The organism is Rhodococcus sp. 05-2254-6 (assembly GCF_002258565.1).
In the GTDB taxonomy this organism is placed as follows: domain Bacteria; phylum Actinomycetota; class Actinomycetes; order Mycobacteriales; family Mycobacteriaceae; genus Rhodococcoides.
The window spans coordinates 1-23372 of sequence record NZ_NOZF01000008.1; the positions used below are offsets into that span (position 1 = coordinate 1).

Below are 23372 nucleotides of genomic sequence, written 5' to 3' on the forward strand. Positions count from 1 at the left end.
TTGAGCATCGCCGGATCCGCGACGATCGCGAGGTGCGGAAAGACACTGCGAAGAGTCGACGCCTCCTGCTTCGCGAGCGAGAGATCCCGGCGGTCACCGCAATTGACGACGTACATCCCGCCGGGGGAGAGGACGCGTCGAACATGGGCGGTGAACTCGGCCGTGAGTAGCGGGGCCGGAGTTGTGGCTCCCGCGAACACATCTCGCACGATGAGGTCGCGACTGTTCTCGCTGAGCGTCTCGGTGACCGCCGGGATCTCTCGCTCGCGAAGCAGGAGGCGTCGACTCTTCGCAGTGTCTTTCCGCACCTCGCGATCGTCGCGGATCCGGCGATGCTCAAGGGCAGGCGCTACGGCAACATCATCATTGCGGGCAGCGATGTGCCGATCGGGGATTCGCCGTCGCTGGCTCGGGAGCTACTCGGCGGCGCGGTTCCGGCGCACGTGTGGTTGACGGAGGAGGTCACAACTTTCGCACGTGATGCGAAGGTGTTGCGGGATTAAGTCGCTGGGTTGTTGCTCGCAAGGTCTTTCGCCAGTCGCTCGGCGGCCGAGATCAGCAGGGGCACGAACTGCTCGGCCGATTCGAGGGTGACGCGCGCTGTGGGCCCGGCGATCGACATCGCCGTGAGGGTCGGGGCACCGAGTACCGGTACGGCGAAGCAGCGGACGCCCACTTCCTGCTCACCGTCGTCGATGGCATAGCCGCGTTCGCGGATCACTGCGAGGTCCTCGAGCAACGCGTCGAGCGTGGTGATGGTGTTGACGGTGCGGGGAGCCATGCCGAGGCGGCCGACGATCGCGCGGACGGCATCGTCGTCCAACTGCGAGAGCAGCGCCTTGCCGACGCCGGTGGAATGCGGCAACACGCGCTGACCCACCTCGTTGAACATCCGCATCGCGTGTTCGGACGGGACCTGCGCGACGTACACCGCCATGTCGTCCTCGAGAAACGCCATGTTCGACGTCTCGTGCGTGATCCGGACCAGTTCCGCCAGATACGGCTTGGCCCATCCGCCGATCAACTTCGAGGCGCTGTCGCCCAGACGAATGAGCTTGGTGCCCAGTGCGTATCGGCGGGACGGCAGCCGGCGGACGTAGCCGAGCGAGACGAGGGTTCCGATCAGACGGTGCACCGTCGGCATCGGCAGATCGGTACCCTCGGCCAGTTCGCTGATCCCGATGGATCCGCCCGAGGCAGCCATGATGTCGAGCAACTCGAACGCACGCTCCACGGACTGCACCCCGCCACCTGCCGCCACAGTCCCACCTCGCATGTTCGTAGCTTCTACCGATCTCGATAGAACACTACTGGTGATGCCGCGTCGCCACCGGCGGTGCAGCGGTGACCACCGAGGGCGAGGGTTTCTGGCCGATCGTGACGACGTTGAAGGCGATGTTCAGTACGACGGCGACGATGCTCGCGGCGCTGATGCCGGAGTCGAGCACCACGTGGACCCAGTCCGGGAACGCCGCGTAGAAGCCCGGCACCGCGATGGGGATGACGCCGAAGCCGATGGCCACCGCCACGATGACGAGGTTCAGGTTGCCGTCGAACTCCACCTTGGACAGCGTCCGGATGCCGCTGGCCGCCACCGAGCCGAACAGCACGATGCCCGCACCGCCGAGTACCGGCAGCGGCACCGAGGCGACCACCAATCCGAGGACGGGGAAGAGCCCGAGGAACAGCAGTACCGAGCCGCCGGCCGCGACGACGTACCGACTCTTGATTCCGGTGACGGCCACGAGACCGACGTTCTGGGCGAACGCACTGGCCGGGAAGGTGCCGAACACGGGAGCGATGGTGGTGGCGACCATGTCCGCTCGCAGTCCGTCGCCGACGCGTCGAGCATCGACATCGGTGCCGACGATCTCGCCGACGGCCAGGATGTCCGCGGTGGTCTCGGTCATGATGACGAGGATGACCACCACCATCGACAGGATCGCCGCGATCTGGAAGGTCGGGGCTCCGAACGCGAACGGCTCGGGGAGGCTGAAGATGGCACCGTCGCCCACACCGGAGAAGTCGGCCTTGCCGACGAGGACTGCGAACACCGTGCCGACGATGATGCCGATGAGGATCGACAGGCGCGAGAGCGTGCCCTGCACCAGCCTGCTCACCAGCAGCACCACCACGAGGCTGAAGGCCGCGAGCCCGATGTTGGACATCGAGCCCCAGTCGGCGGCCTGCTGATCACCGCCCATCGCCCACCGAACCGCAACGGGCAGTAGCGATATACCGATGACGGTGATGATCGTGCCGGTCACCACCGGTGGGAAGAATCGCACGATCTTGCTGAAGAACGGGGTGATCAGGATCCCGATGGCACCGGCCGCGATGATGGCACCGAACACCGAGTTCAAGCCACCCGGCCCGCTCGCGATGGCCACCATCGTCGACACCGATGCGAACGAAATACCCTGCACCAGCGGCAACTTCGCCCCGAAATAAGGCACTCCCAGGGTTTGCAGCAAGGTGGCCGCTCCGCTGACGAACAACGCGGCCGAGACCAGCAGCGCGATCTCGGTACCGGTCAGTCCCGCTGCGCCGCCCACGATCAGGGGCGGTGCGATGACTCCGCCGTACATCGTCAGGATGTGCTGCAATCCATAGACGTACGACCTGCCGATCGACAATCGCTCGTCCTCGGGACGGGCGGGGTCATGCGGCGCACGGTTGTTGTTCGGCTTGCGCTTCGTCAGCTTCATGTTGCCTCGCTCCTAGCAGAATCCGGGCACGGTATCCCAGGCGCGGCCCGCGTCCGGGGCATCGTCGCGTTCCACCGTGGCCTCGATCAGGCCGTAGGGACGATCCGCGACGTAGAAGACCTCACCGGGGTTGTCGAGTCCGAACGGCTCGAGATCGACGAGGAAGTGATGGATGTTGGGCATGGAGAACTTGATCTCACCGATCTCCGGGTGGGCTTCGAGAACCTGCTTACCCATCTGGAACAGGCTCTGCTGCAACGCAAGAGAGTGAGTGGATGCGAAGGCGTCGAGCATGATGGAACGGACGTCGTCGAAGGTCTTGTCGAAGTCCAGCTCGGTGGTGAGGTACCGCCAGCGGGCGCTGACCGACGTGGCCAGGATGCGGTCCGTGGTCTCCTTCAGTGTGGTGTACCGGTCCTTCGGGTAGCCCCAGAATTCCGACGCCGTCGAATTGAGCACCACGAGGTCGCTGATGCCCGAGACGATGGAGATGTCTTCTCCGTCGATCGTGACGATCGTGTTCCGCTTCTCGTCGCCGGCCTTGACGAACGAGTGGTCGTAGCCTTCCTGGCCGGGTCGTTCCGCAGGCTCCACTCCTGCACTTCCGTTCGGGATCCGCGACCAGGAGTACTGCTCGATTTCCCAGCGGCCACCGGTGATCCAGTCGAAGTTGCCGGTGAAGTGCTTTCCGAGCCGGAGCGCGAAGTTCTCGATCGCGCCGATGCCGTCCCGCGCGAAGGCGTACACGGTGTTCTTCTGGGTGTCGGTCGCGACGACGTGGGCGTTGTCACCCTCGGTGTGGACGGCCTCGAGGTCGCCGCGCAGCTGCGAGGTGACGCTGACGTCGGTGATGCGGTGGCGAGGAGTCTCGCGGTCGATGCGGACGAGTCTGCATTCGGCTTTGCCGTACTGGTTTGTTCCGAGCACGATGGTCATGGGTTCTAGCTCCCTCGATAGGTGGTGAAAGCGAACGGGCTCAACAGAAGTGGGATGTGGTAGTGCTGGTCTGGTGCAGTGATCTCGAAGGCGACGACGACCTCCGGGTGGAAGCATTCGGTGTGTTGGGACGCGAAGTACGCACCGGTTGCGAAGGTGAGGCGGTAGATGCCCGGTTCGAGTTCGGTGGGACCGAGCGACGAGACCCGGCCCTGCTCATCGGTGATTGCGTCGGCGACCGGGGTGCCGTGGTGATCGGCAAGCACGATCGAGACACCCTGTGCGGGAACGCCTCTTGCCGCATCGAGCACGTGAGCGGTCACCTGACTTTTCGCGTCAGGCATTGCCGAGACTTCCTGTCGCACGAATCTCGGCGATCTCCCGCAGCTCGTGTTCGACGACGGCGGCCTCGGTCTCGGGGTCGTTGCCGAGCCTGCTGTGCAGAGCATCGAGAACTGCGTGAGCATCCCGGCCGGCGGCCCTGATCAGAAATACCTGCCCGAACCGCCTCTCGTAGGCCACGTTTCCCGCTCTCAGGCGTTGTTCGACGCTGGCGTCGGAGATGTCGACGCCGGATTGCTCGGTACTCGCGTGCCGAGCGCTGGCATCGTCTCCGTCGGGTCTCTCGCCGATGCGCGGGTGCACGGCGAGTGCACGGTGCACTTCCTCGGCTGTCAGTGGTGCCGCAGCGCGATGGATGGCGTGGCGCAGGGCCTGCACGTCGGTGAACGGCCGGTCGCTCAGAACTTCCCGAACCCAGCGAGGCACGTCGAGGCACAGCGAGAGTGTGCGTGCCGCGTCGGCCTCGGAGGCCGTGTTCAAGTCGACGACTGCATCCGATTCCGCAATACGAAATGTTGATTCCACCAAGTGAGCGTGACACCGATCACATGCAGTGTCAAGGGTCGATCTCGAGGCATCCACGTCGATCCGTTCGGCGTTGCTGCACTGCGCTATTGGGCACTTCGGTCGCGCGGTCCGTGCACTCGGGTCTTGACAGATCCACGTGGCGCACGCCACACTCGGTTCATCAAACGGAATACATATTCCACAATACGGACTTTGAGTCCGACCCTTCGAGCCCGAGAGGAACGACTTCATGACGGAGCTCTTCTGCAACGGTGGTGCGATGCGTGGCGGCAGCCTGCACCACAACGTCTCGTCCCACCCGTTCGTGGGGACAGTGCGCACCACCCCGAACTACCGCTTCTTCTCGGTGCGTGACGAGTTCCCGGCACTGTTGCTCGACCACACTGCCGGCGCGGCCATCGAAGGCGAGCTGTACGACATTCCGCTCGACGACATCCGGACGGCGTTCCTGCCGGACGAACCGCCGGAGCTCGAGCTCACCGTGGTGGCGCTCGAGGATGGGCGCTCGGTCCTGGGCGTCGGCCTGCGCCCCGGGGTGCTCGATGCGCAACCGGACGAGCTGACCGACATCACCTATGCCGGCAGCTGGCGTCGCTACCGCGGTTTACCGCAACCTCAGAACTGAAAGGCACCGTGCATGAACACTTTCGCTGACTCTCGGCTCCACTACACCGTCAACTGTTCCATTCTCTTCACCGATGTTCCGTTGCTCGATCGACCACAGCGGGCGCGAGACGCCGGCTTCGATGCCGTCGAATTCTGGTGGCCGTTCTCGAATCCGGTGCCGTCGGACGCCGATGTCACCGCGTTCGTGTCTTCCATCCGTGATGCCGGCGTGCAGCTGACCGGACTGAACTTCGCCGCCGGCGACATGCCCTCAGGCGATCGCGGGATTCTGTCCGATCCAGCGCAGAAGCAGGCCTTCCGCGACAACATCGACGCCACCGTCGGCATCGGCGAACAACTCGGCACCAGGGCGTTCAACGCCCTCTACGGAAATCGCATCGACGGTGTCGACCCGCTCGACCAGGACGAGGTCGCGATCGACAACCTGGCGGCAGCAGGGAAGGCCGCAGCCAGCATCGGCGCCGTCGTGCTGGTGGAACCCGTCAGCGGCGCGCCCGCCTACCCGATCAAGTCCGCTGCCGGTGCCGTCGCCACCATCCGACGCGTCGCGCGTGAACAGGACGTACACAACCTGCGTCTGCTGGCCGACCTGTACCACCTCGCCGTCAACGGAGACGACGTGCCCGCAGCGCTCGATGCCCACCACGACCTGATCGGGCACGTTCAGATCGCCGACTCACCGGGCCGCGGAGAACCGGGCACCGGCTCACTCGACCTAGGCGGACAACTCGCCGGCCTCGCCGCACGGGGTTACGACGGCTACGTCGGACTCGAATACAAAGCCACCCAGCCGGACCCGTTCGCGTGGCTCGAACTGGCCACCACTACCAAGTAGGGATTTCTCATGAGCACCATTGCATTCATCGGCCTCGGAATCATGGGCAGTCCCATGTCCGTTCATCTCGCCAAGGCGGGCCATCAGGTGGTCGGCTACAACCTGACCCCCGATCGCACCGGTCCTTTGGTCGAGGCAGGCGGCACCGCAGCCGATTCCATCGCCAAGGCCGTTCATGACGCAGACGTCATCGCGATCATGGTCCCCGATTCTCCGGATGTGCAGGAGGTTCTCGCCGGTGAGGGCGGGGTGTTCGACAATGCTCGACGCGACGCGCTGATCATCGACTTCTCCAGCATCCGTCCCGACGTCACTGCCACGTTGGCTGCTGACGCGATCTCACGCGGCTTCCGTATCCTCGATGCCCCGGTCTCCGGTGGCCAGGCCGGTGCCGAGAACGCGACGCTGTCGATCATGGTCGGTGGCAGCGCAGACGACTTCGCAACGGCCAAGCCGATTCTCGACGTCGTGGGCAAGACCGTCGCGCACGTGGGCCCCAGTGGCTCCGGGCAGACGGTCAAGGCAGCCAACCAGCTGATCGTGGCCGGTAACATTCAGGTGCTGGCCGAGGCGATCGCGTTCCTCGAGGCCTACGGCGTCGATCTGGCAGCGTCGGTCGAGGTTCTCGGCGGAGGCCTCGCCGGTTCGGCCGTGCTCAACCAGAAGGCGCAGAAGATGCTGGACCGCTCGTTCGAGCCCGGCTTCCGCATCGACCTGCACCACAAGGATCTGGGCATCGTCACCTCCGCAGCACGTGAAGCGGGCGTCGTGATCCCCATGGGAGCCGTGTTGGCGCAGCTGATGGCCTCCGTTCGCGCCAACGGCGATGGTGGCCTGGATCATTCGGCACTGTACCGCGGTGTCGCTCGGCTCTCGGGCTCCCCGATCTCGAGCAAGGGCAACTGACATGGCCAAGATGCGCGCGGCCGATGCCGCAGTGAAGATCCTCGAACTCGAAGGTGCAACAACGGCATTCGGTCTGCCCGGTGCCGCGATCAATCCGTTCTACGCGGCGATGCGCAACCACGGGGGCATCCGCCACGTGCTGGCCCGTCACGTCGAGGGTGCCTCGCACATGGCCGAGGGTTTCACCCGGGCTGCTCCGGGCAACATCGGCATCTGTATCGGAACCTCCGGCCCGGCCGGAACCGACATGATCACCGGGCTGTATTCGGCCATGGCCGACTCGATTCCGATTCTCGCCATCACCGGCCAGGCCCCCGTCGCGCGGCTGCACAAGGAAGACTTCCAGGCTGTCGACATCGCGTCGATCGCCGCACCGGTGACCAAGATGGCGATGACCGTGCTCGAACCGGCCCAGGTTCCCGGTGCGTTCGCGCAGGCATTCCACCTGATGCGCTCAGGACGGCCAGGCCCGGTGCTGATCGACCTGCCCATCGACGTGCAGCTGGCCGAGATCGACTTCGATCCCGACACCTACCAGTCTCTTCCGGTGCACAAGCCCGTCGCCTCGCGCGCTCAGGCCGAGAAGGCCATCGACATGCTCCTGGCTGCGGAGCGCCCGTTGATCGTGGCCGGCGGCGGAATCATCAACGCCGACGCCTCCGACCTGCTCGTGCAGCTCGCCGAGATCCTCGACGTTCCGGTCATCCCGACGTTGATGGGCTGGGGCACCATCCCCGACGATCACCGTCTCGCGGCAGGCATGGTCGGCTTGCAGACCGCGCACCGGTACGGCAACGCGACGATGTTGGCCTCGGACTTCGTCCTCGGCATCGGAAACCGTTGGGCCAATCGGCATACCGGCGGGCTGGAGACCTACCGCAAGGGACGGAAGTTCGTCCACGTCGACATCGAGTCGACCCAGATCGGACGTGTCTTCGCACCGGACTACGGCATCATCTCCGACGCCAAGGCCGCCCTCGAGCAGTTCGTCGCCGTCGCCGAGGAGCGCCGGGCGGCAGGCACGCTGCGTGATCTGTCGGGCTGGGTGGAGGACTGCGCGACGCGCAAGCGCACGATGCATCGGCGCACGCACTTCGACAACGTGCCGATCAAACCGCAGCGCGTGTACGAGGAGATGAACAAAGTCTTCGACCGCGAGACCCGCTACATCAGCACCATCGGACTCTCGCAGATCGCGGGCGGGCAGTTCCTGCACGTCTACTCTCCCCGCAACTGGATCAACTGCGGTCAGGCCGGCCCGCTGGGCTGGACCATTCCCGCGGCACTGGGAGCGGTGGCTGCCGATCCGTCGGCGAATGTCGTTGCACTGTCCGGTGATTACGACTTCCAATTCATGATCGAGGAGTTGGCCGTCGGTGCGCAGTTCAATCTGCCGTACGTGCATGTGGTGGTGAACAACTCGTACCTCGGGCTGATTCGGCAGGCGCAGCGCGCCTTCGACATGGATTTCTGTGTGCAGCTCGGATTCGACAACATCAACCATCAGGAGACCTTGGACGCGCAGCCCGGTATCCCCAAGGGCTACGGCGTCGACCATGTGCAGGTGGCAGAAGGGCTGGGCTGCAAAGCGCTTCGCGTCACCGAGCCCGACCTCATCGGCGAGGCGCTCGTGCGGGCCAGGACTCTCGCCAACGAGCACAAGGTCCCTGTCGTGGTGGAGATCATCCTCGAGCGGGTCACCAACATCTCGATGGGCACCGAAATCGACAACGTCGGCGAGTTCGAGGAGCTGGCCAACACATCGGCCGATGCCCCCACTGCTCTGCTCCTGCTGGACTAGAGATGACGCGCATTCTGCTCGCCCCCGACAAGTTCAAGGGTTCGCTGTCGGCGGCGGAGGTCGCGCAGGCGGTGGCCGAGGGGATGCTCTCGGTCGACTCGTCGCTCGAAACGGTGTGCCTACCCGTCGCCGACGGCGGTGACGGCACCGTCGATGCTGCCGTCACCGCCGGGTGGGATCGAGTGGCAGTGACCTGCTCGGGACCGACCGGTGAGCCGGTCGATACGTCGTATGCCCGTCGTGGTGATACGGCGGTCGTCGAGTTGGCCTCGGCGGTAGGGCTCGAGCTGCTGCCGAATGGACAGCCGGCTGCGCTGGGGGCCAGTACGTTCGGTCTCGGTACCGTCATCGGGCACGCTCTGGAGGCAGGTGCGCGGCGTCTCGTCGTCGGACTCGGGGGCAGCGCATCCACCGACGGCGGCGCAGGAATGCTCAGCGCGCTCGGTGCCCGCATCCTCGATGCCGAAGGCAACGACGTCGCGCTCGGCGGCGGTCCGCTGCGGGGTGCAGTCCACCTCGACCTGAGCGGCCTGTTGCAGTCGGCCCGGAATGCGGTGTTCGAGCTGGCCTGCGACGTCGACAATCCGTTGCTCGGTGTCACCGGAGCCGCGGCTGTCTACGGCCCACAGAAGGGTGCAGGACCGCAGGAGTTGCTGTATCTGGAACACGGGATGCGACAGTGGGCGCATCTGGTACGCAACGCAATCGGCCGCGACTTGAGCGGTCTCGCCGGCACCGGGGCGGCCGGCGGATCCGCCTTCGGTGCCATGGCTGTACTCGGTGCTGCGGCCAAGCCGGGGATCGACACCGTGCTCGAGCTGATCGACTTCGGCAGCGCTCTGGCGTCGGCCGACCTTGTCGTCACCGGTGAGGGTTCGCTGGACGAGCAGAGCCTGCACGGCAAGGCACCGATCGGAGTCGCCCATGCAGCATGCGCGGCGGGGGTCCCGGTGATCACCGTGGCGGGACGCAGCGTCGTCGGCTTGGATCGATTGCGCCCCTATGGAATCACTGCGTCCTATGCGCTGACCGACCTGGAGCCGGACGCGCAGATCTCCATGCGTGATGCGGCCAGGTTGTTGCACGAGGTCGGCCGAACGTTGGCCACCACACATATTTTGGAAGGAACTTCATGACCGGAACCGATTTCACCACGCTGACCGATCTGGCTTCTCGGGCGCTCGGCGGCAGCGTCTCCGCGGCGAACGACGAGCTGTTCGCCCAGCGCGAGAACCTGATCAAGCCCGACGCTCCGCTGTTCGATCCCGCGGACTTCGGCCACAAGGGAAAGGTGTACGACGGGTGGGAGACTCGGCGTCGCCGTGACGAGGGTGGCCACGACTGGGCGATCGTGCGACTTGGAGCCCCCGGCATCGTGCACGGCGTCGTGGTCGACACGGCTCACTTCACTGGCAACTACCCGCCGTTCGTCTCCGTCGAGGCGGCGTCGATCGAGGGCTACCCGTCCATCGAGGACGTGCAGAATGCGGAATGGCACAGCATCGTCGACAAGTCTCCCGCAGCCGGTGACACTGCGAACATGTATGCGGTGGACGATCGGCACCGGTGGACGCATGTGCGTCTGTCGATCTACCCCGACGGCGGCGTTGCCCGGTTCCGTGTGCACGGCCAGGTGGTTCAGGATCCGCGGTTCCTCGCCGGCACCGTCGATCTGCTGGCCGCCGAGAACGGAGCTCGGCTGATCGACTGCTCCGACGCGTTCTACTCCTCCCCGGCCAACATCATCCTGCCCGGGCGGGCTCGCAACATGGGCGAGGGTTGGGAAAACTCGCGACGACGTCACGGCGGCAACGACTTCGCGGTCTTCGCCCTCGCTTCACCCGGTGCTCCGCGACACGTGGAGGTCGACACCAGCTACTACGTCGGAAACGCGCCGGGGTGGATTCGACTCAGCGCCATCGATTCTCGTCGCCGACACATCACGGACCCGACCGCATGGAGCGAGATTCTGCCCCGTACCGCCGTTCAGCCGGACACGCGTCATCGCTTCCTGCTGAACGAGGTCGACGCATATACGCACCTGCGACTGGACGTGTACCCCGACGGCGGCCTGTCCCGATTGAGATTGTTCGGGGAACTCGACGCCGAAGCTCTCGATGCGGCTGATGTGGCGTGGAAGTCGTCCGAGCTTCAGAGTATTTCCAGTGCAGTCTGATTCGATCGATCTGGTCGTTCGCGCTTCGCGGGCGGTGATCGGCGGACGGGAGGTCGCCGCTTCGGTCTCGGTGGTGGACGGCCGGATCGTGGCGATCGACTCCTATGATGCTGGTGCTTCGGTGCTCGCCGGTATCGTGGTCGAGCTCGGCTCGGACGAGGTGTTGCTGCCGGGTTTGGTGGACACGCATGTTCACGTCAACGAGCCGGGGCGCACCGAGTGGGAAGGGTTCGCCAGCGCCACCCGGGCTGCCGCGGCTGGTGGCATCACCACCATCGTCGACATGCCGCTCAACAGCATCCCGCCGACGGTCGACGTAGCAGCTCTGGAAATCAAGCGGCGGGTGGCAGCGGATCAGTCGGTCGTGAACGTCGGGTTCTGGGGCGGTGCCGTGCCGGGGAACGTCGATCAGCTGCGGCCACTGCACGATGCGGGTGTTTTCGGCTTCAAGTGCTTCCTGCTGGCGTCGGGCGTGGACGAGTTTCCGCCGCTGACGATTCCGGAGCTCGAGAAGGCTCTGATCGAGATTGCATCGTTCGACGGGCTGATGATCGTCCACGCCGAGAACGCCGAGGTGATCGCCGAGGCACCGTCCGCGGCGGGCCGTGAGTACTCGGGATTCTTGGAATCGCGTCCACGTGCGGCCGAGAATCGGGCCATCGAGCAGGTGATCGAGCTGTCTCGGCGGACGGGGTGTCGGGTGCACATTCTGCATCTGTCGAGCGCCGATGCGTTGCCGATGATTGCGGCGGCCAAGCGCGACGGTGTGCGGGTGACCGTCGAAACCTGTCCGCACTACCTGTGTTTCGACGCCGAGGCCGTGCCGGCTGGGGCGACCCAGTTCAAGTGCTGCCCGCCGATCCGCGAGGCCGGCAACCGCGAGTTGTTGTGGCAGGGTCTGTCCGACGGCACGATCGACACCATTGTCACCGATCACTCGCCCTGTACGCCCGACCTGAAGCGGTTCGACACCGGAGACTTCGGCGATGCGTGGGGTGGGATTGCGTCGCTGCAGGTGTCACTTGCAGCGGTGTGGACCGAGGCGCGTTCTCGCGGCTTCGCACTGACCGACATCGTGCGGTGGATGGCCACCAACACGGCCGATCAGGTGGGTATGGCAGATCGTGGACGCATCGAGATCGGTTGTGCTGCAGATCTCGTGGTCTTCGCTCCGGATGAGAAGTTCACCGTCGACGTCGCGCAGCTGTACCACCGTAACCCGGTGACTGCGTACGACCGGGTGGGCTTGTCGGGTGTGGTGCGACGGTCATGGATCGCGGGCTCGGAGTCGTCGACCGGACAGTTGTTGCGGCTTCAGCGCTGACCTTCTAGAACGGTGGCTCTGCGGAGTCTTCGGCTATGGGTTTTGTTTCGGGGTCGTGGTTGTCGGGTGGGTTGGGGTAGGCGATGTGGCCGGATCGTTTCTGTCGGGTGGGGATGTGTGGCCTGAGGTCGTTGCCGAGGATGGGTACGGCTGTGCCGTTGGTGGGCAGGGTGATTCGTGTGGTTTTCGAGGTGGATCTCCAGAGGATGGCTCCGCCGGGGAGCATGACGGCCTTCCAGTAGCCGGCTGTTTTGACGGAGTGGTGATAGTCGCAGAGGCATTGGAGGTTGTTGACGGTGGTCCAGCCGCCGCCGCGAGGGTTGGCGTGATCGAAGGGGGTGATGTGGTCGACTTGGCAGCGTGCGGCGGGTCGGTGGCAGCCGGGGAAGCGGCAGTGTTTGTCGCGTAGTCGGACGGCTGCGGTGGTGAGGGCGTCGGGTCGGTAGATCAGGGCGCGGTCGGTGAGTGGGTCGCGGGGTACTGATTTCCCGAGGGTGGGGTCGGCGGCGATCGCGGCTTCGAGGGCTGCGGCGAGGGACGCACTGCCGAGGTAGAGGCCTGAGGGCGTGCGGTTTGCGGGTGTGTGGCCTGTGGGGGTCGTTCGGTTGTTGCGCCGGATTGCCGAGCGTAGGTCGAGTGCTCTCATGTTGTGGGCGGGGTGTCTGATGTCGTCCAGGTCGAGGGCAGAGCTGTGCCGTGTGCCCCGGCCGACGGGGGTGTGGGTGCAGAACAGAGCTGCGGCGGAGGTCAACGATCCCAGGCGACGCTGGCGTGGGTTGTCGCTGGCGGCAGCGGCAGCGGCAGCGGCAGCGTCAGTCGGTCCTGTTCCTGGTTCCGGGCCTCGGGCTGATGTCGTCCCGGATGTCGTGGAGTCGGATGGTGTTGTGGAAGAGCTTGATTCCGAACAGTTCGGTGTGATAGCAGGCATCGGCGGTGTCTGTTCCGCAGGTGGTGGTGATGCTGACGCTGACGCCGGTGCAGGCGAAGCCGCGACATCAGGGCCGGTGGCCGACGTTGCTTGAGCTGGAAGGGCGGTCGCAGGTACGGGTGCGAATTCGTCGTTCTCCTCGGCATCGCCGGTCTCGCCGGTCTCCCCGGTCTCGTCGACCTCATCTGCCGGTGCTGCGGGCGTCGGTGCTGGTGTCGAGGTATTTCCCGGAACAGGTGCAGGTGCAGGTGCAGGTGCAGGTGCAGGTGCAGGTGAACTGGCCGGGGTCGGTTCGGTCGAGGAATCAGCCTCCCTATCCGAGTCCGCGCCCGACCCAGTTCCCTCATCCGCAGCCGCAGCCGCAGCCGAGTCTGCAGCCAAGCCCATGCACGAGCCCGCGTCTTCGTCTTCGTCCGTCGCTGTTCCCGTCTCGGGTTCTGTTGCAGCCCCTGTCTTCTCGCTGTCCGGGCGTCGTTCCCATTGTCCGGTCTCCGGGTTCTGCTCAGCGAGTCCGAGTTTCTCGGCGAGGGTCACTGCTTCGGTGAGCAGGATCTGCCAGTGACTGTTGCGTGCCAACTCTCGCGCGAGGTCGGGGTCGATGGAACCGTGCCCGGCGAGGTAGGCGGGGTTGGCGAGTAGTCCGATGAGGGTGGCGATGTCGACGGTGATCATCGTGAGCGGCACCCGCCGATCCGGCAGCACTGCCTCTGCTTTGGGGCAGTCGGTGCGTTGGCACAGGCATGCCAGTCGGGGTTCGCCGTGCATGCGGGCCATGAATGCATCGCACAGGCGTTCTTTCTTCCCGCGCGGATCTTTGGGGCAGAGGGTGTCGGCCATTTCTTCGAGGAGTTGCCATGCGGCGGCGGCTTCGGGTGCGGTCAGCTCGGCTCGGATGCGGGCGAGTTGGCCGGCGGGGCTGTAGGTGACGGTGCGGAATTTCTTCGCGAACTCCCGCAACGCGGCGGCTTCCTCGGGTGCGACGCGCAGCAGGATGTCCCAGATCGCCTGTTCGAGCGGGCCCGGGGACGATCTCCGCGCCGCCTCGACGACCTCGGCTTCGACGCGGGTGACGATGTCGTCGGAGAGGTTGTCGAGGATCCGGCATACTGTCCGCACGCGGGGGAGGTCGATATCGCCGGTTTCGAACGCTGCCCGTAGCAGCGGCATTCGGGTGTGCAGGGCAACACCGACCGAGACGTACGCTTCGGCGACGGTCGCCGAGCAGCCCAACGCCACGGACATTTCGGCGCGCCCGTACCGGCTGTAGTGCTTGTGTTTGGTGTCGCGGGTGATCCAGTCGCAGTGCACGCGGTAGCAGGCGGTGATCTTGCGGGCCGCCTGCCGATTCTCCTCACGCGCGGCAGCGGTCAACGCCTCCAGTGACACGGTCGGTATTGCACCCATTTTTTCACCCCCCGGTGAGCCGAAACAAGAACGCCTGTTCGAACAAGATGAAGACTATCTCGACCCACCGACAAGAACTCGAGGACGGAATCGAGGGCGGCGTGAATCCGTCTGAACTGCGACTATCGATTGCCCGAGGTACTGGTTCAAATAACGGTCTCGCGGTACCCGAAGAGCCTGTCCCACCGTTCATCAGTCGAGAACATCGGGAGAATGGCAGCCATAATCGTGCCGCTGGCTGCGGGGAGATAACTCCCTCCGATGAGTGACGCCACGGATCCGAGCGTGAAGAAGGCGAGCGCCATGCGAGGAAGTAGCCACGTGGGCTTGCGGGCTGCGCGGCAGACTCCGCACACAACGGCCGCAACCGCACAGATGAGGATTGCCGCGTGCGCGAGTCCCCTGCCGAAATTGGACAGGTCGAGTACCTGGATCGTGGCGACTGCAGCCATGGTGCCGAGAAGGGCAACGCTCAACAGGTTCAGTCGTCGATACCGAGGTAGGTCGCGAATCAACTGAATCCCTTACGGCAGAGGGGTGGACATCCCGTACCCAGGGTAGTTACGCGTACTTCGCATCCCCCGCCGCCCCGTCGTGGTGGATCGGGCCGGCCGTTCGTGTCAGTGGCAGCGCGCTACCCCCGCGGCGCGCGGCCACGAATTCGGCCGCGATGGCCAGTGCAGTTTCCTCTGGAGTTCTGGCTCCCAGATCGAGGCCGATCGGCGACTTCAAGCGTGCGAGCTCCTGCTCGGTCAACCCGACGTCACGCAACCGGACGGCGCGATCGTCGTGAGTCCTGCGTGATCCCATCGCCCCGACGAAGGCCACCGGCAGTCGCAGGGCCACCTCGAGCAGCGGCACATCGAATTTGGCGTCGTGCGTCAGGACGCAAATCACCGTGCGGGCATCGACGGCCGTCCGCGCCAGGTAGCTGTGCGGCCATTCGGTGACCACCTCGTCGGCGTCGGGAAACCGTGCAGCAGTGGCGAATACCGGTCTCGCGTCACAGACCGTCACGTCATACCCGAGGAACTTACCCACGCGGGCGAGTGCGCCGGCGTAGTCGATTGCCCCGAAGATCAGCAGCCGCGGGGCCGTGGCGTAGGACTGCACGAACACGTCGAGATCAGGCCTGCACCGAACTGACCGGATACCGGTACCGCCGGAGTCCAGCATCGCCAGCGCCTCACCGACGACCACGGCGTCGACGTCGGAGAACCCGGTGCTGCCGATAGTGGCCGAGGAGGACACTGCAAGCGATTCCCCTGACCCGGAGAGCATCGTCACCGTGGCCACCGCCGAGTCCGACGCGATGGCCGCGAGCACGGCACGCGGAGGTCCGAGGCGGACGAACACCTCGATCACTCCCCCGCAGGTCAGACCGACAGCGAAAGCGTCGACGTCGCTGTAGCCGAACGATTCTCGCTTGGACTCACCGGTCTCGAGAACCTCGCGGCACAGCTCGTACACGGCGCCTTCGACGCAGCCACCGGAGACGCTGCCCACTGCTTCACCGTCGGCGCAGACCGCCATCGCGGCACCCGGAAGCCTTGGGGCACTTCCGGATACCGCAATGACAGTCGCTACCGCATAGGGAATGCCAGTGCGGTCCCAGGCGGACAGACGATCGACGATCTCTTTCACGTTACGAGATTCCCAACGCTTCTTCGACCGGGTGCAGGGCGAAGTAGACCAAGAATATACCCGACATCAGGTACAGCAGCCAATGCGTCTGGCGTGCTTTGCCTTTGGCCAGACGAACGAGGGTGTACGAGATGACACCGGCCGCAACACCGACGGTGATGGAGTAGGTGAAGGGCATCAGGACGATGGTCAGGAAGGCGGGGATCGCGATTTCGGTGTTCTCCCAGTCGATCTTGCGTACGTGCGTCATCATCAGCGCGCCCACCAGAACCAGGGCCGGCGCAGCTGCACCGACGGGAACCACCCCGGCCAACGGAGTGAAGAAGATCAAGCTGGTCAGCAACCCGCCTGTGACGACGCTGGCGAGTCCGGTTCGGGCACCCTCGGTGACGCCGGCCGCAGATTCCACCACGGCGGTGTTGGCGGAGCCGTTGATTGCGCCTCCGACGATGGCACCGATGCCGTCGACGGTGAGGATGCGGCTCAGTCCGGGCATCCTGCCTTGCTTGTCGACCAGACCCGCTTCCTCGCCGACTCCGAGGATGGTGCCCATCGCGTCGAAGAAGCCCGAGAGAACGAGCGTGAACAGGACGACCGACGCCGTGACGATCCCGGCCCGTGCGAAGCCGCCGAACAGGTCGACGTTGAACAGTAGATCGAATTGTGGTGTGGCGACGATGGAGTCGGGCACCTTCGGTACCACGGGGCCCCACGCCTCCGGCTCGATGTCGAACACCGAGTTCAGGATGATCGCCAAGTTGGTGGCCACGAAGATGCCGATCAGCATCGCGCCCGGCACCTTCCGAACGAACAGCATGATCATCAGGATGAGCCCGACGCAGAACACGAACACCGGCCAGCCGGCGAGCTTGCCGAAGGTGCCAAGGGTGACGGCGGTTGCTGCCGACTCGTGGTGCCCGACGAACCCGGCATCGACCAGACCGATCAGCGCGATGAATGCACCGATTCCGACGCCGATCGCCTGCTTGAGTACCAGTGGTATGGCATCCATGATGAGTTGCCGAATGCCGGTGAGAGCGAAGACGACGATGACGACGCCCTCGAGAACTACCAGACCCATCGCCTGCGGCCAGGTCATGTACGGGGCCGCCTGGAACACCACGATCGGCGTCACACCGAGGCCGGCTGCCATCGCGAGGGGCGCGTTTCCGACGACCCCCATCAGGATGGTCGTCAGCCCGGCGGACAGTGCCACCATGGTCGACAGCTGAGCCGGATCGAGCGTGGCACCGGTGACATCGCGTGCATCACCGATGATCAGAGGGATGAGAACGATCAGGTAGGCCATGGCCACGAATGTGGTGACACCACCACGAATTTCGCGTGACAGCGTCGAACCGCGGCCAGTGATGTCGAAGAACTTGTCGATCTGGGATCGACCTCGTCCGCTTTGGCGAGTGCTGGATGTGTGTACGTCGGTCATGATCGGCCCTCCCAGGGCGTGATCAACCTCGTCGAGCGTCGGGCCGGGCCGACATGCCGGGGGAGTTGGCGTCGGTACGGTTGTGCCGGAGAAGGTTTCGTCGAATGGGGATGGAACTCGGATCAGCTGTTGATGATGTGTTCGGGTCGAACGGGTACGCGGGTCAACGCGAGTCCGGTGGCGTTGCGGATGGCTGCGACGACGGCGGGCGTCGACGAGAGGGTGGGTGGCTCGCCGGCACCACGAAGGCCGTACGGTGCCAGAGGATCCGGGTTCTCGAGGATGTCCAGCTTCATGGGCGGCATGTCGAGAATGGTCGGAATCAGATAGTCGGTGAACGACGGGTTCTTCACCAGACCGTCCACGACGACGATTTCTTCCATCACCGCGAGGCCGAGGCCCTGCGCTGTGCCGCCGTGGATCTGGCCTTCGAGTGAAAGCCGGTTGAGGATCTTGCCGACATCCTGCACGGCCGCCATCTCGACGACCTTGACGAGCCCCAGATCGACGTCGACGTCCACCACGGCGCGGTGGACACACAGGGCGAGCTGGGTGTGGCTCGCGCCCTGTCCGGTGACCGGATCCATTCCGCTGGTGGGGCGATGGTGGAATTCACGAGTCTGCTCGATGACGCGATCGCCGAGTACGTCCTCGATCGTGGCCAGCACACCGTCGGTGGCCGAGACGATCTTGCCGCCGTCGAGGCTGAGGTCGGCCACCGCGCGGCCCAGATACAGGCCGGCCAGGACGAACACCGCCTCACGCACGGCCTCGCACGCGGTCTTCACTGCGCCACCGGTCATGTACGACTGGCGCGACGCGGACGAAGAGCCGGCATTGCCGACCTTGGTGTCGGCGGGATGGATGACGACCTTGGTGACGCCGAGTTCGGTGCGCGCGATCTGCGCCTCCAACGTCACCAGTCCCTGCCCCACCTCGGCAGCAGCCGTGTGCACCAATGCCGTTGCCTCGCCGCCGATCACCTCCAGCCGGACGCGAGCAGTGGAGTAGTCGTCGTAGTTCTCGGAGAAGCAGATGTTCTTGATGCCGACGCCGTATCCGATCCCACGTACGACGCCTTCGCCGTGGGTGGTCTGCGATGCCCCACCCGGCAGATTTCGAATGTCCGACGCGTCCAGCGGGGCAGGTAGTTCCATCGCCTCGGCTCGGGCGAGCATCTCGGCCAGTGGGGCAGGTGCTTCGATGACCTGGCCGGTCGCGAGGATGGAACCTTGGCTGACGGCGTTGATCTGGCGGATTGCCACCGGCCCGATACCGCAGGCCTCGCCGAGCTTGTCCATCATCGACTCGTACGCGAAACATGCTTGCACTGCGCCGAATCCACGCATCGCACCGCACGGTGGATTGTTGGTGTACACCCCGTACGCGTCGATCTCGATGTTGGGGATGACGTACGGTCCGACACCGAGCGAGGCCGCGTTGCCGACCACGTTGAGAGTGGCCGAGGTGTACGCACCGCCGTCGAGGATGATCTCGACATCGGCGAACACGAGCTTGCCGTCCCTGGTGGCACCGTACTCGTAGTGCATCTGTGCGGGGTGGCGGTGTACGTGGCCGAAGAACGACTCGTACCGGTTGTAGACGATCTTGACGGGCTTGCCGGTGTGCATGGCGAGCATCGCCGCGTGGATCTGCATCGACAGGTCCTCACGGCCACCGAATGCACCGCCGACGCCGGCCAGCGTCATTCGGATCTTCTCCTCGGGCAGGCCGAGACACGGCCCGATCTGCGCCAGATCGTTGTGCATCCACTGGGTCGCGACATAGAGATCCACGCCGCCGTCCTCGGCGGGAACGGCCAAGCCGGACTCGGGTCCGAGGAACGCTTGATCCTGGATGCCGACGGCGAAGTCGCTGCTGACGATGACATCCGCGGTGGCCCGTGCGGCGGCGACGTTGCCGACGCGCACCGGCTGATGTCGCGCCACTCCGCCGCGTTCCTGCACCTTCGGGTAGTCCGGATCCAGGGCTGCGCGTCGGGCATCGGTGAGAGGCTCGAGCACGTCGTAGACCACGACGATCTTTTCCATTGCGCGCCGGGCGGTTTCGGGATGGTCGGCTGCGATCAACGCGATCGGTTCGCCCTCGTGCCGCACCTCGTCGAAGGCCAGCACCGGCTGATCCCAGGTGTGGTCGAGTCCGAAGCACTTGCGCCCCGGCACGTCCTCGTGGGTGAGTACCGCCTCGACGCCGGGAGTTGCCAGCGCCTTCGAGATGTCGACAGAGACGATCCTCGCGCGGGGATGCGGGCTACGAAGGGTTGCGCCCCAGAGCATCCCATCGATGAACAGATCGGACGAATACGCGAACTCGCCCTTGACCTTCAGTGTGCCGTCGGGTCGCAGCGGGCTGTCGCCGACGCGACCGCGTCCTGGTGCGGGGATGTCGGCGGGAGCTTGCCGGGGTGTGGTGGTCGGGGCGCTCACAGTACGTCCTCCGCGAGTTTCATCAGGCGCCGGTGCGCTTCGGCTCCGGCGCGGCCTATTTCGTCCTGCGGTGCGCTGGTAAGGACATCGTTCTCGACGATCGTTCGCCCGCCCACCATCAAGCGGGCCAACGGAGGTGTCTGCCCGTACGCGAACGCGACGACCGGGTCGTCCACCGCCGAGTAGAACCCGTCGGTGCGCCAGATCGCGATGTCGGCGAGCTTGCCGACCTCGAGCGAACCGATTTCGCTCTGACGACCCAGTACCGTTGCGCCGCCCAGTGTTCCGATCTCGAGTGCCTGACGCGCCGTCAGTGCTGTCGGCCCGTACTTGGCGCGCTGCATGTACATGGCCTGACGGACCTCGCCTGCCAGGGGCACCATCTCGGCCGAGGCGGAACCGTCGACCCCCAGGCCGACGGGTGCGCCGGCGGCGAGCAGGTCCGAGATGCGGGCGATCCCCGCGCCGAGCCGAGCATTGGAGCTCGGGCAGTGGGCGGTCCCGGTCCCGGTGGCCGCCATCTTCGCGATGTCGGAATCGTGCAGGTGCACCGCGTGGGCGAACCACACGTCGTCGCCCAACCAGCCGACCTGCTCCATGTATTCGACCGGGGTGCAGTTCATCTGAGCGAGGCAGTGCTCCTCTTCGTCGAGGGTCTCGGCCAGATGAGTATGCAGCCGAACACCTTTCGCACGAGCGAGGGTCGCGGACTCGACGAGCAGCTCCTTGCTGATCGAGAACGGTGAGCAGGGCGCGACCGCGATGCGGAGCATGGAACCGAAGGAGGCGTCGTGGTAGGTGTCGATGGCCTCTGCGGTGGCCGTGAGGATGTCGTCGAGTGATTCGACCACCTCGTCCGGTGGCAGGCCGCCGTCGGACACACCCCGGTCCATCGAGCCTCGGCACGGCTGGAAGCGGACTCCGATGCGTTGCGCCGCGTCGATCTCGGCGGCGAACAGATCGCCTCGGCCCTGGGGGAAGATGTAGTGATGATCGGTGCTCGTGGTGCATCCCGATTTGGCCAGCCATCCGAGCCCGGCCGCGGCAGCACCGCCGACGACCTCGGCATCCATCTTGGACCACGGCTTGTACAGCGCGACAAGCCATTCGAAGAGAGTGTTGTCCTTGGCGAGGCCCTGGGACGCCCACTGGTAGAGGTGGTGGTGTGTGTTCACCAGGCCGGGGGTGACGAGGCAGCCGGACGCGTCGATCGTCTCGGCGCCGGGGATGATCGGGGCGGGACCCGATCCGATGGCGGTGATCATCGTGCCCTCGGCGACGAGGTAGCCGTCGGGGATCTCGTCGCCGACGATGGGCGCGATGTAGGCACCCGAGATGACAGTGGTCATTTGGCTTCGGCCTTTCGAGTTGCTGCAAGCCGCACGGCGTCCAGGATCTTCTCGTATCCGGTGCAGCGGCAGAGGTTTCCGGCGAGGGATTCACGGATCTCGACGTCCGACGGATTGGGAACGCGCTCGATCAGATCGTGTGCTTGCACCACGAGCCCGGGGGTGCAGAAGCCGCATTGGACGGCTCCGCATTCGACGAACGCCTCCTGCATCGGATCGAGCTTGTCGCCTTCGGCGAGGCCTTCGACGGTACGGATATCGCGGCCCTCGACCTGACCGGCGGCCACCAGGCAGGCGCATGCGGGGACGCCGTCGAGATAGACGGTGCACGAACCGCATTCACCTTGCTCGCAGGCATTCTTGGATCCGGGGAGTCCCATGCGTTCACGCAGCAGGTAGAGCAGACTCTCGCCCTCCCAGACGTCGTCGGCTTCCATGTCTTTTCCGTTGATGGTGCAGTTGACTCGCATGTTCAGGCCACCTTCCGTGCGGCTGTGAGGTCGCGCCATGCCCAGCCCAGTGTTCGCCGGGCCATCACGGACAGGGCGTGCTTGCGGTAATCGGCAGTGCCTCGTACGTCGTCGATGGGACTTGCTGCCGCACTGACCAATCGGCCGAATTCCTCCGATACCCGCGGATCGAGGGCACCGTCCCACTCGAGTTCGGCCGCGAGGTAGTTCTCGGCATCGTAAGCCCGGCGCGGCGTCGGCGCAGCGGAGCCGAGCCCGGTACCCACACGACCCTCCTGCGGAAACAGTGCGATCGAGAACGAGCAGACTGCGATGACCATCGCGTTGCGGGTGCCGATCTTGGAGAAGTACTGCGGTCCCGCTGCCGGTGCCACGTGAAAGGCGCGGATGAGTTCGTCGGGCAGGCAGGAATTGCGCTTGACGCCGAGGTAGAACTCGGTGGCGGGAATCATGCGTACTCCGCGCTCGGCCGATTCGACCTCGACGGTCGCGCCCGCTGCGAGCAGAGGCGCGTGCAGATCGCCTGCTGGCGACGCGCCGCCGAGGTTGCCGCCGACGGTCCCGCGATTGCGGATCTGCGGTGAGCCGACGGTGCGGGAGGCCTGGGAGATGCCGGGAAGCATGTCTCCGAGCTCGGCGATGATGCGGACGTACGGCACGCCTGCGCCGACCCGCAGCGTCCCGTCGGGAAGGTGCGCCCATTCGGTGAGTTCGGTGATCGGGTTCAGATCCAGCAATGCGCCCGGCCGGTGCAGGTCGAAGTTCATCTCGACCATGACGTCGGTGCCGCCCTGGATGGGCACCACGTCGACGTTGTCGGCCTTCGCGGCCAACGCGTCGCCCCAGGTCTGTGGTCGTAGAAATTCCATCGTGCTGTTCTCCGCTCACGTGTCTTTCGGTCGTGTTCACCCAGTACAACCGCCGGAGGCCATGCGAACGAGAGACAGGAACGACGAAGTATGACGCCGATCACAGTGTAGGTTTTGGAGGATCCTACGAAGAGGAGGTCGATGCACCGTGAGACTGCGTGATCTGGCCGATCTCCCCGACCTGAAACTGCAGCCGATCGTCACTCCCGAGCACTTCGATCCGACCATCCGATGGGTCGTGACCACCGACATGCTCGATCCGAGCCGATACCTCAGCGGCGGAGAGCTGGTGCTGACCGGTCTGATGTGGCGGACGGGCCCCGAGGACTCGAGGACGTTCGTCCGGGCGGTGTCCAAGGCCGGGATCTCGGCGTTGGCGGCATCCGACGACGGCGTGGTGCCCGACGATCTGGTCGACGCCTGCCTCGAGCACGGCCTGCCGCTCTTTCGCGTACCCGCCGACATCGCTTTCGCCACCGTCACCGAGAGCGTGGTCCGGCAACTGTCCACGGCCCGGGCCTCGGACCTGAGTCTGGTGCTCGATCGGCATCGACGCCTGGTGGCTAGCGCGGGGCCCGGTGGGGGTCTCGGTCCGCTGCTGGAGATGGTCAGCTCCGATCTGGGTATGAACTGC

22 protein-coding genes and 1 pseudogene are annotated in these 23372 nt (G+C 65.3%); 9 read left to right on the forward strand and 14 right to left on the reverse strand.

Annotated features, from left to right (window positions below; all coding sequences use genetic code 11):
- A pseudogene (locus CH256_RS00660) lies at window positions 1-260 on the reverse strand (spermidine synthase); the annotation flags it as partial.
- Window positions 261-332: 72 nt separating this feature from the next.
- Here CH256_RS00660 and CH256_RS00665 point away from each other — a divergent pair.
- Entirely contained in the window at window positions 333-503 is a 171-nt protein-coding gene (locus tag CH256_RS00665; RefSeq protein ID WP_373454762.1) for a hypothetical protein, read from the forward strand.
- On the opposite strand, the gene CH256_RS00670 is transcribed toward CH256_RS00665, so the two are convergent.
- From CH256_RS00670 to uraD, 5 genes are read right to left on the reverse strand one after another with little or no spacing between them, the layout of a single operon-like run.
- Window positions 500-1276, reverse strand: coding sequence for an IclR family transcriptional regulator (locus CH256_RS00670; RefSeq protein WP_179271950.1), 777 nt, complete (start codon window positions 1274-1276; stop codon window positions 500-502). The genes CH256_RS00665 and CH256_RS00670 overlap by 4 nt on opposite strands.
- A gap of 31 nt (window positions 1277-1307) precedes the next feature.
- Window positions 1308-2708 carry a nucleobase:cation symporter-2 family protein gene (locus CH256_RS00675; protein ID WP_094638287.1) on the reverse strand — a complete coding sequence of 467 codons (1401 nt, stop codon included), beginning with the start codon at window positions 2706-2708 and terminating at the stop codon, window positions 1308-1310.
- Between the two features lie 12 nt (window positions 2709-2720).
- Window positions 2721-3644 carry a factor-independent urate hydroxylase gene (gene pucL / locus CH256_RS00680; RefSeq protein ID WP_094668593.1) on the reverse strand — a complete coding sequence of 308 codons (924 nt, stop codon included), beginning with the start codon at window positions 3642-3644 and terminating at the stop codon, window positions 2721-2723.
- Between the two features lie 5 nt (window positions 3645-3649).
- A complete protein-coding gene (gene uraH / locus CH256_RS00685; RefSeq protein WP_068049484.1) occupies window positions 3650-3988 on the reverse strand; it encodes a hydroxyisourate hydrolase in 339 nt (112 codons plus the stop codon).
- The gene (gene uraD, locus CH256_RS00690; RefSeq protein WP_256989315.1) at window positions 3981-4511 is read right to left on the reverse strand and encodes a 2-oxo-4-hydroxy-4-carboxy-5-ureidoimidazoline decarboxylase; all 531 of its coding nucleotides are present in this window, start codon (window positions 4509-4511) and stop codon (window positions 3981-3983) included. The genes uraH and uraD overlap by 8 nt, the downstream gene beginning before the upstream one ends.
- Before the next feature lie 232 nt (window positions 4512-4743).
- On the opposite strand from uraD, the gene CH256_RS00695 reads away from it, so the two are divergent.
- Genes CH256_RS00695 through allB form a run of 7 tightly spaced genes read left to right on the forward strand, consistent with a single transcriptional unit; the run spans window position 4744 to window position 12183 of the window.
- Window positions 4744-5139: an allophanate hydrolase-related protein gene (locus tag CH256_RS00695; protein WP_032385160.1), complete on the forward strand. Its 396-nt coding sequence runs from the start codon at window positions 4744-4746 to the stop codon at window positions 5137-5139.
- A 12-nt stretch (window positions 5140-5151) separates the two neighbouring features.
- Window positions 5152-5976: a hydroxypyruvate isomerase family protein gene (locus CH256_RS00700; protein WP_094668595.1), complete on the forward strand. Its 825-nt coding sequence runs from the start codon at window positions 5152-5154 to the stop codon at window positions 5974-5976.
- A gap of 9 nt (window positions 5977-5985) precedes the next feature.
- A complete protein-coding gene (locus CH256_RS00705) occupies window positions 5986-6882 on the forward strand; it encodes a 2-hydroxy-3-oxopropionate reductase (protein WP_094668596.1) in 897 nt (298 codons plus the stop codon).
- A 1-nt stretch (window position 6883) separates the two neighbouring features.
- On the forward strand, window positions 6884-8683 hold the full coding sequence (gene gcl / locus CH256_RS00710) for a glyoxylate carboligase (protein WP_094668597.1): 1800 nt from the start codon (window positions 6884-6886) through the stop codon (window positions 8681-8683).
- Window positions 8684-8685: 2 nt separating this feature from the next.
- Window positions 8686-9819, forward strand: a complete 1134-nt coding sequence (locus tag CH256_RS00715; RefSeq protein WP_094668598.1) for a glycerate kinase — start codon at window positions 8686-8688, stop codon at window positions 9817-9819.
- On the forward strand, window positions 9816-10859 hold the full coding sequence (gene alc, locus CH256_RS00720; protein ID WP_094668599.1) for an allantoicase: 1044 nt from the start codon (window positions 9816-9818) through the stop codon (window positions 10857-10859). The genes CH256_RS00715 and alc overlap by 4 nt, the downstream gene beginning before the upstream one ends.
- Window positions 10810-12183, forward strand: coding sequence for an allantoinase AllB (allB, locus tag CH256_RS00725; protein WP_094668600.1), 1374 nt, complete (start codon window positions 10810-10812; stop codon window positions 12181-12183). The genes alc and allB overlap by 50 nt, the downstream gene beginning before the upstream one ends.
- Window positions 12184-12187: 4 nt before the next feature.
- On the opposite strand, the gene CH256_RS00730 is transcribed toward allB, so the two are convergent.
- The 8 genes from CH256_RS00730 to CH256_RS00765 all read right to left on the reverse strand — a co-directional run bounded on the left by CH256_RS00730 (window position 12188) and on the right by CH256_RS00765 (window position 22738).
- Window positions 12188-14515 (reverse strand): HNH endonuclease signature motif containing protein, encoded by a 2328-nt coding sequence (locus CH256_RS00730; protein ID WP_094668601.1) that lies wholly within the window; start codon window positions 14513-14515, stop codon window positions 12188-12190.
- 146 nt (window positions 14516-14661) lie between these two features.
- On the reverse strand, window positions 14662-14991 hold the full coding sequence (locus CH256_RS00735) for a hypothetical protein (RefSeq protein ID WP_094668602.1): 330 nt from the start codon (window positions 14989-14991) through the stop codon (window positions 14662-14664).
- 85 nt (window positions 14992-15076) lie between these two features.
- The gene (locus tag CH256_RS00740) at window positions 15077-16159 is read right to left on the reverse strand and encodes an XdhC family protein (protein WP_218829118.1); all 1083 of its coding nucleotides are present in this window, start codon (window positions 16157-16159) and stop codon (window positions 15077-15079) included.
- A 1-nt stretch (window position 16160) separates the two neighbouring features.
- Window positions 16161-17603, reverse strand: coding sequence for an NCS2 family permease (locus tag CH256_RS00745; protein WP_094668603.1), 1443 nt, complete (start codon window positions 17601-17603; stop codon window positions 16161-16163).
- Window positions 17604-17725: 122 nt separating this feature from the next.
- On the reverse strand, window positions 17726-20050 hold the full coding sequence (locus tag CH256_RS00750; RefSeq protein ID WP_231893753.1) for a xanthine dehydrogenase family protein molybdopterin-binding subunit: 2325 nt from the start codon (window positions 20048-20050) through the stop codon (window positions 17726-17728).
- Window positions 20047-21399 (reverse strand): 8-oxoguanine deaminase, encoded by a 1353-nt coding sequence (locus tag CH256_RS00755; protein ID WP_094668604.1) that lies wholly within the window; start codon window positions 21397-21399, stop codon window positions 20047-20049. The genes CH256_RS00750 and CH256_RS00755 overlap by 4 nt, the downstream gene beginning before the upstream one ends.
- The gene (locus CH256_RS00760; protein ID WP_094668605.1) at window positions 21396-21869 is read right to left on the reverse strand and encodes a (2Fe-2S)-binding protein; all 474 of its coding nucleotides are present in this window, start codon (window positions 21867-21869) and stop codon (window positions 21396-21398) included. The genes CH256_RS00755 and CH256_RS00760 overlap by 4 nt, the downstream gene beginning before the upstream one ends.
- 2 nt (window positions 21870-21871) lie before the next feature.
- On the reverse strand, window positions 21872-22738 hold the full coding sequence (locus tag CH256_RS00765) for an FAD binding domain-containing protein (RefSeq protein ID WP_094668606.1): 867 nt from the start codon (window positions 22736-22738) through the stop codon (window positions 21872-21874).
- 148 nt (window positions 22739-22886) lie between these two features.
- Here CH256_RS00765 and CH256_RS00770 point away from each other — a divergent pair.
- On the forward strand, window positions 22887-23372 hold a 486-nt coding region (locus CH256_RS00770; RefSeq protein ID WP_256989316.1), incomplete at its 3' end, for a PucR family transcriptional regulator ligand-binding domain-containing protein.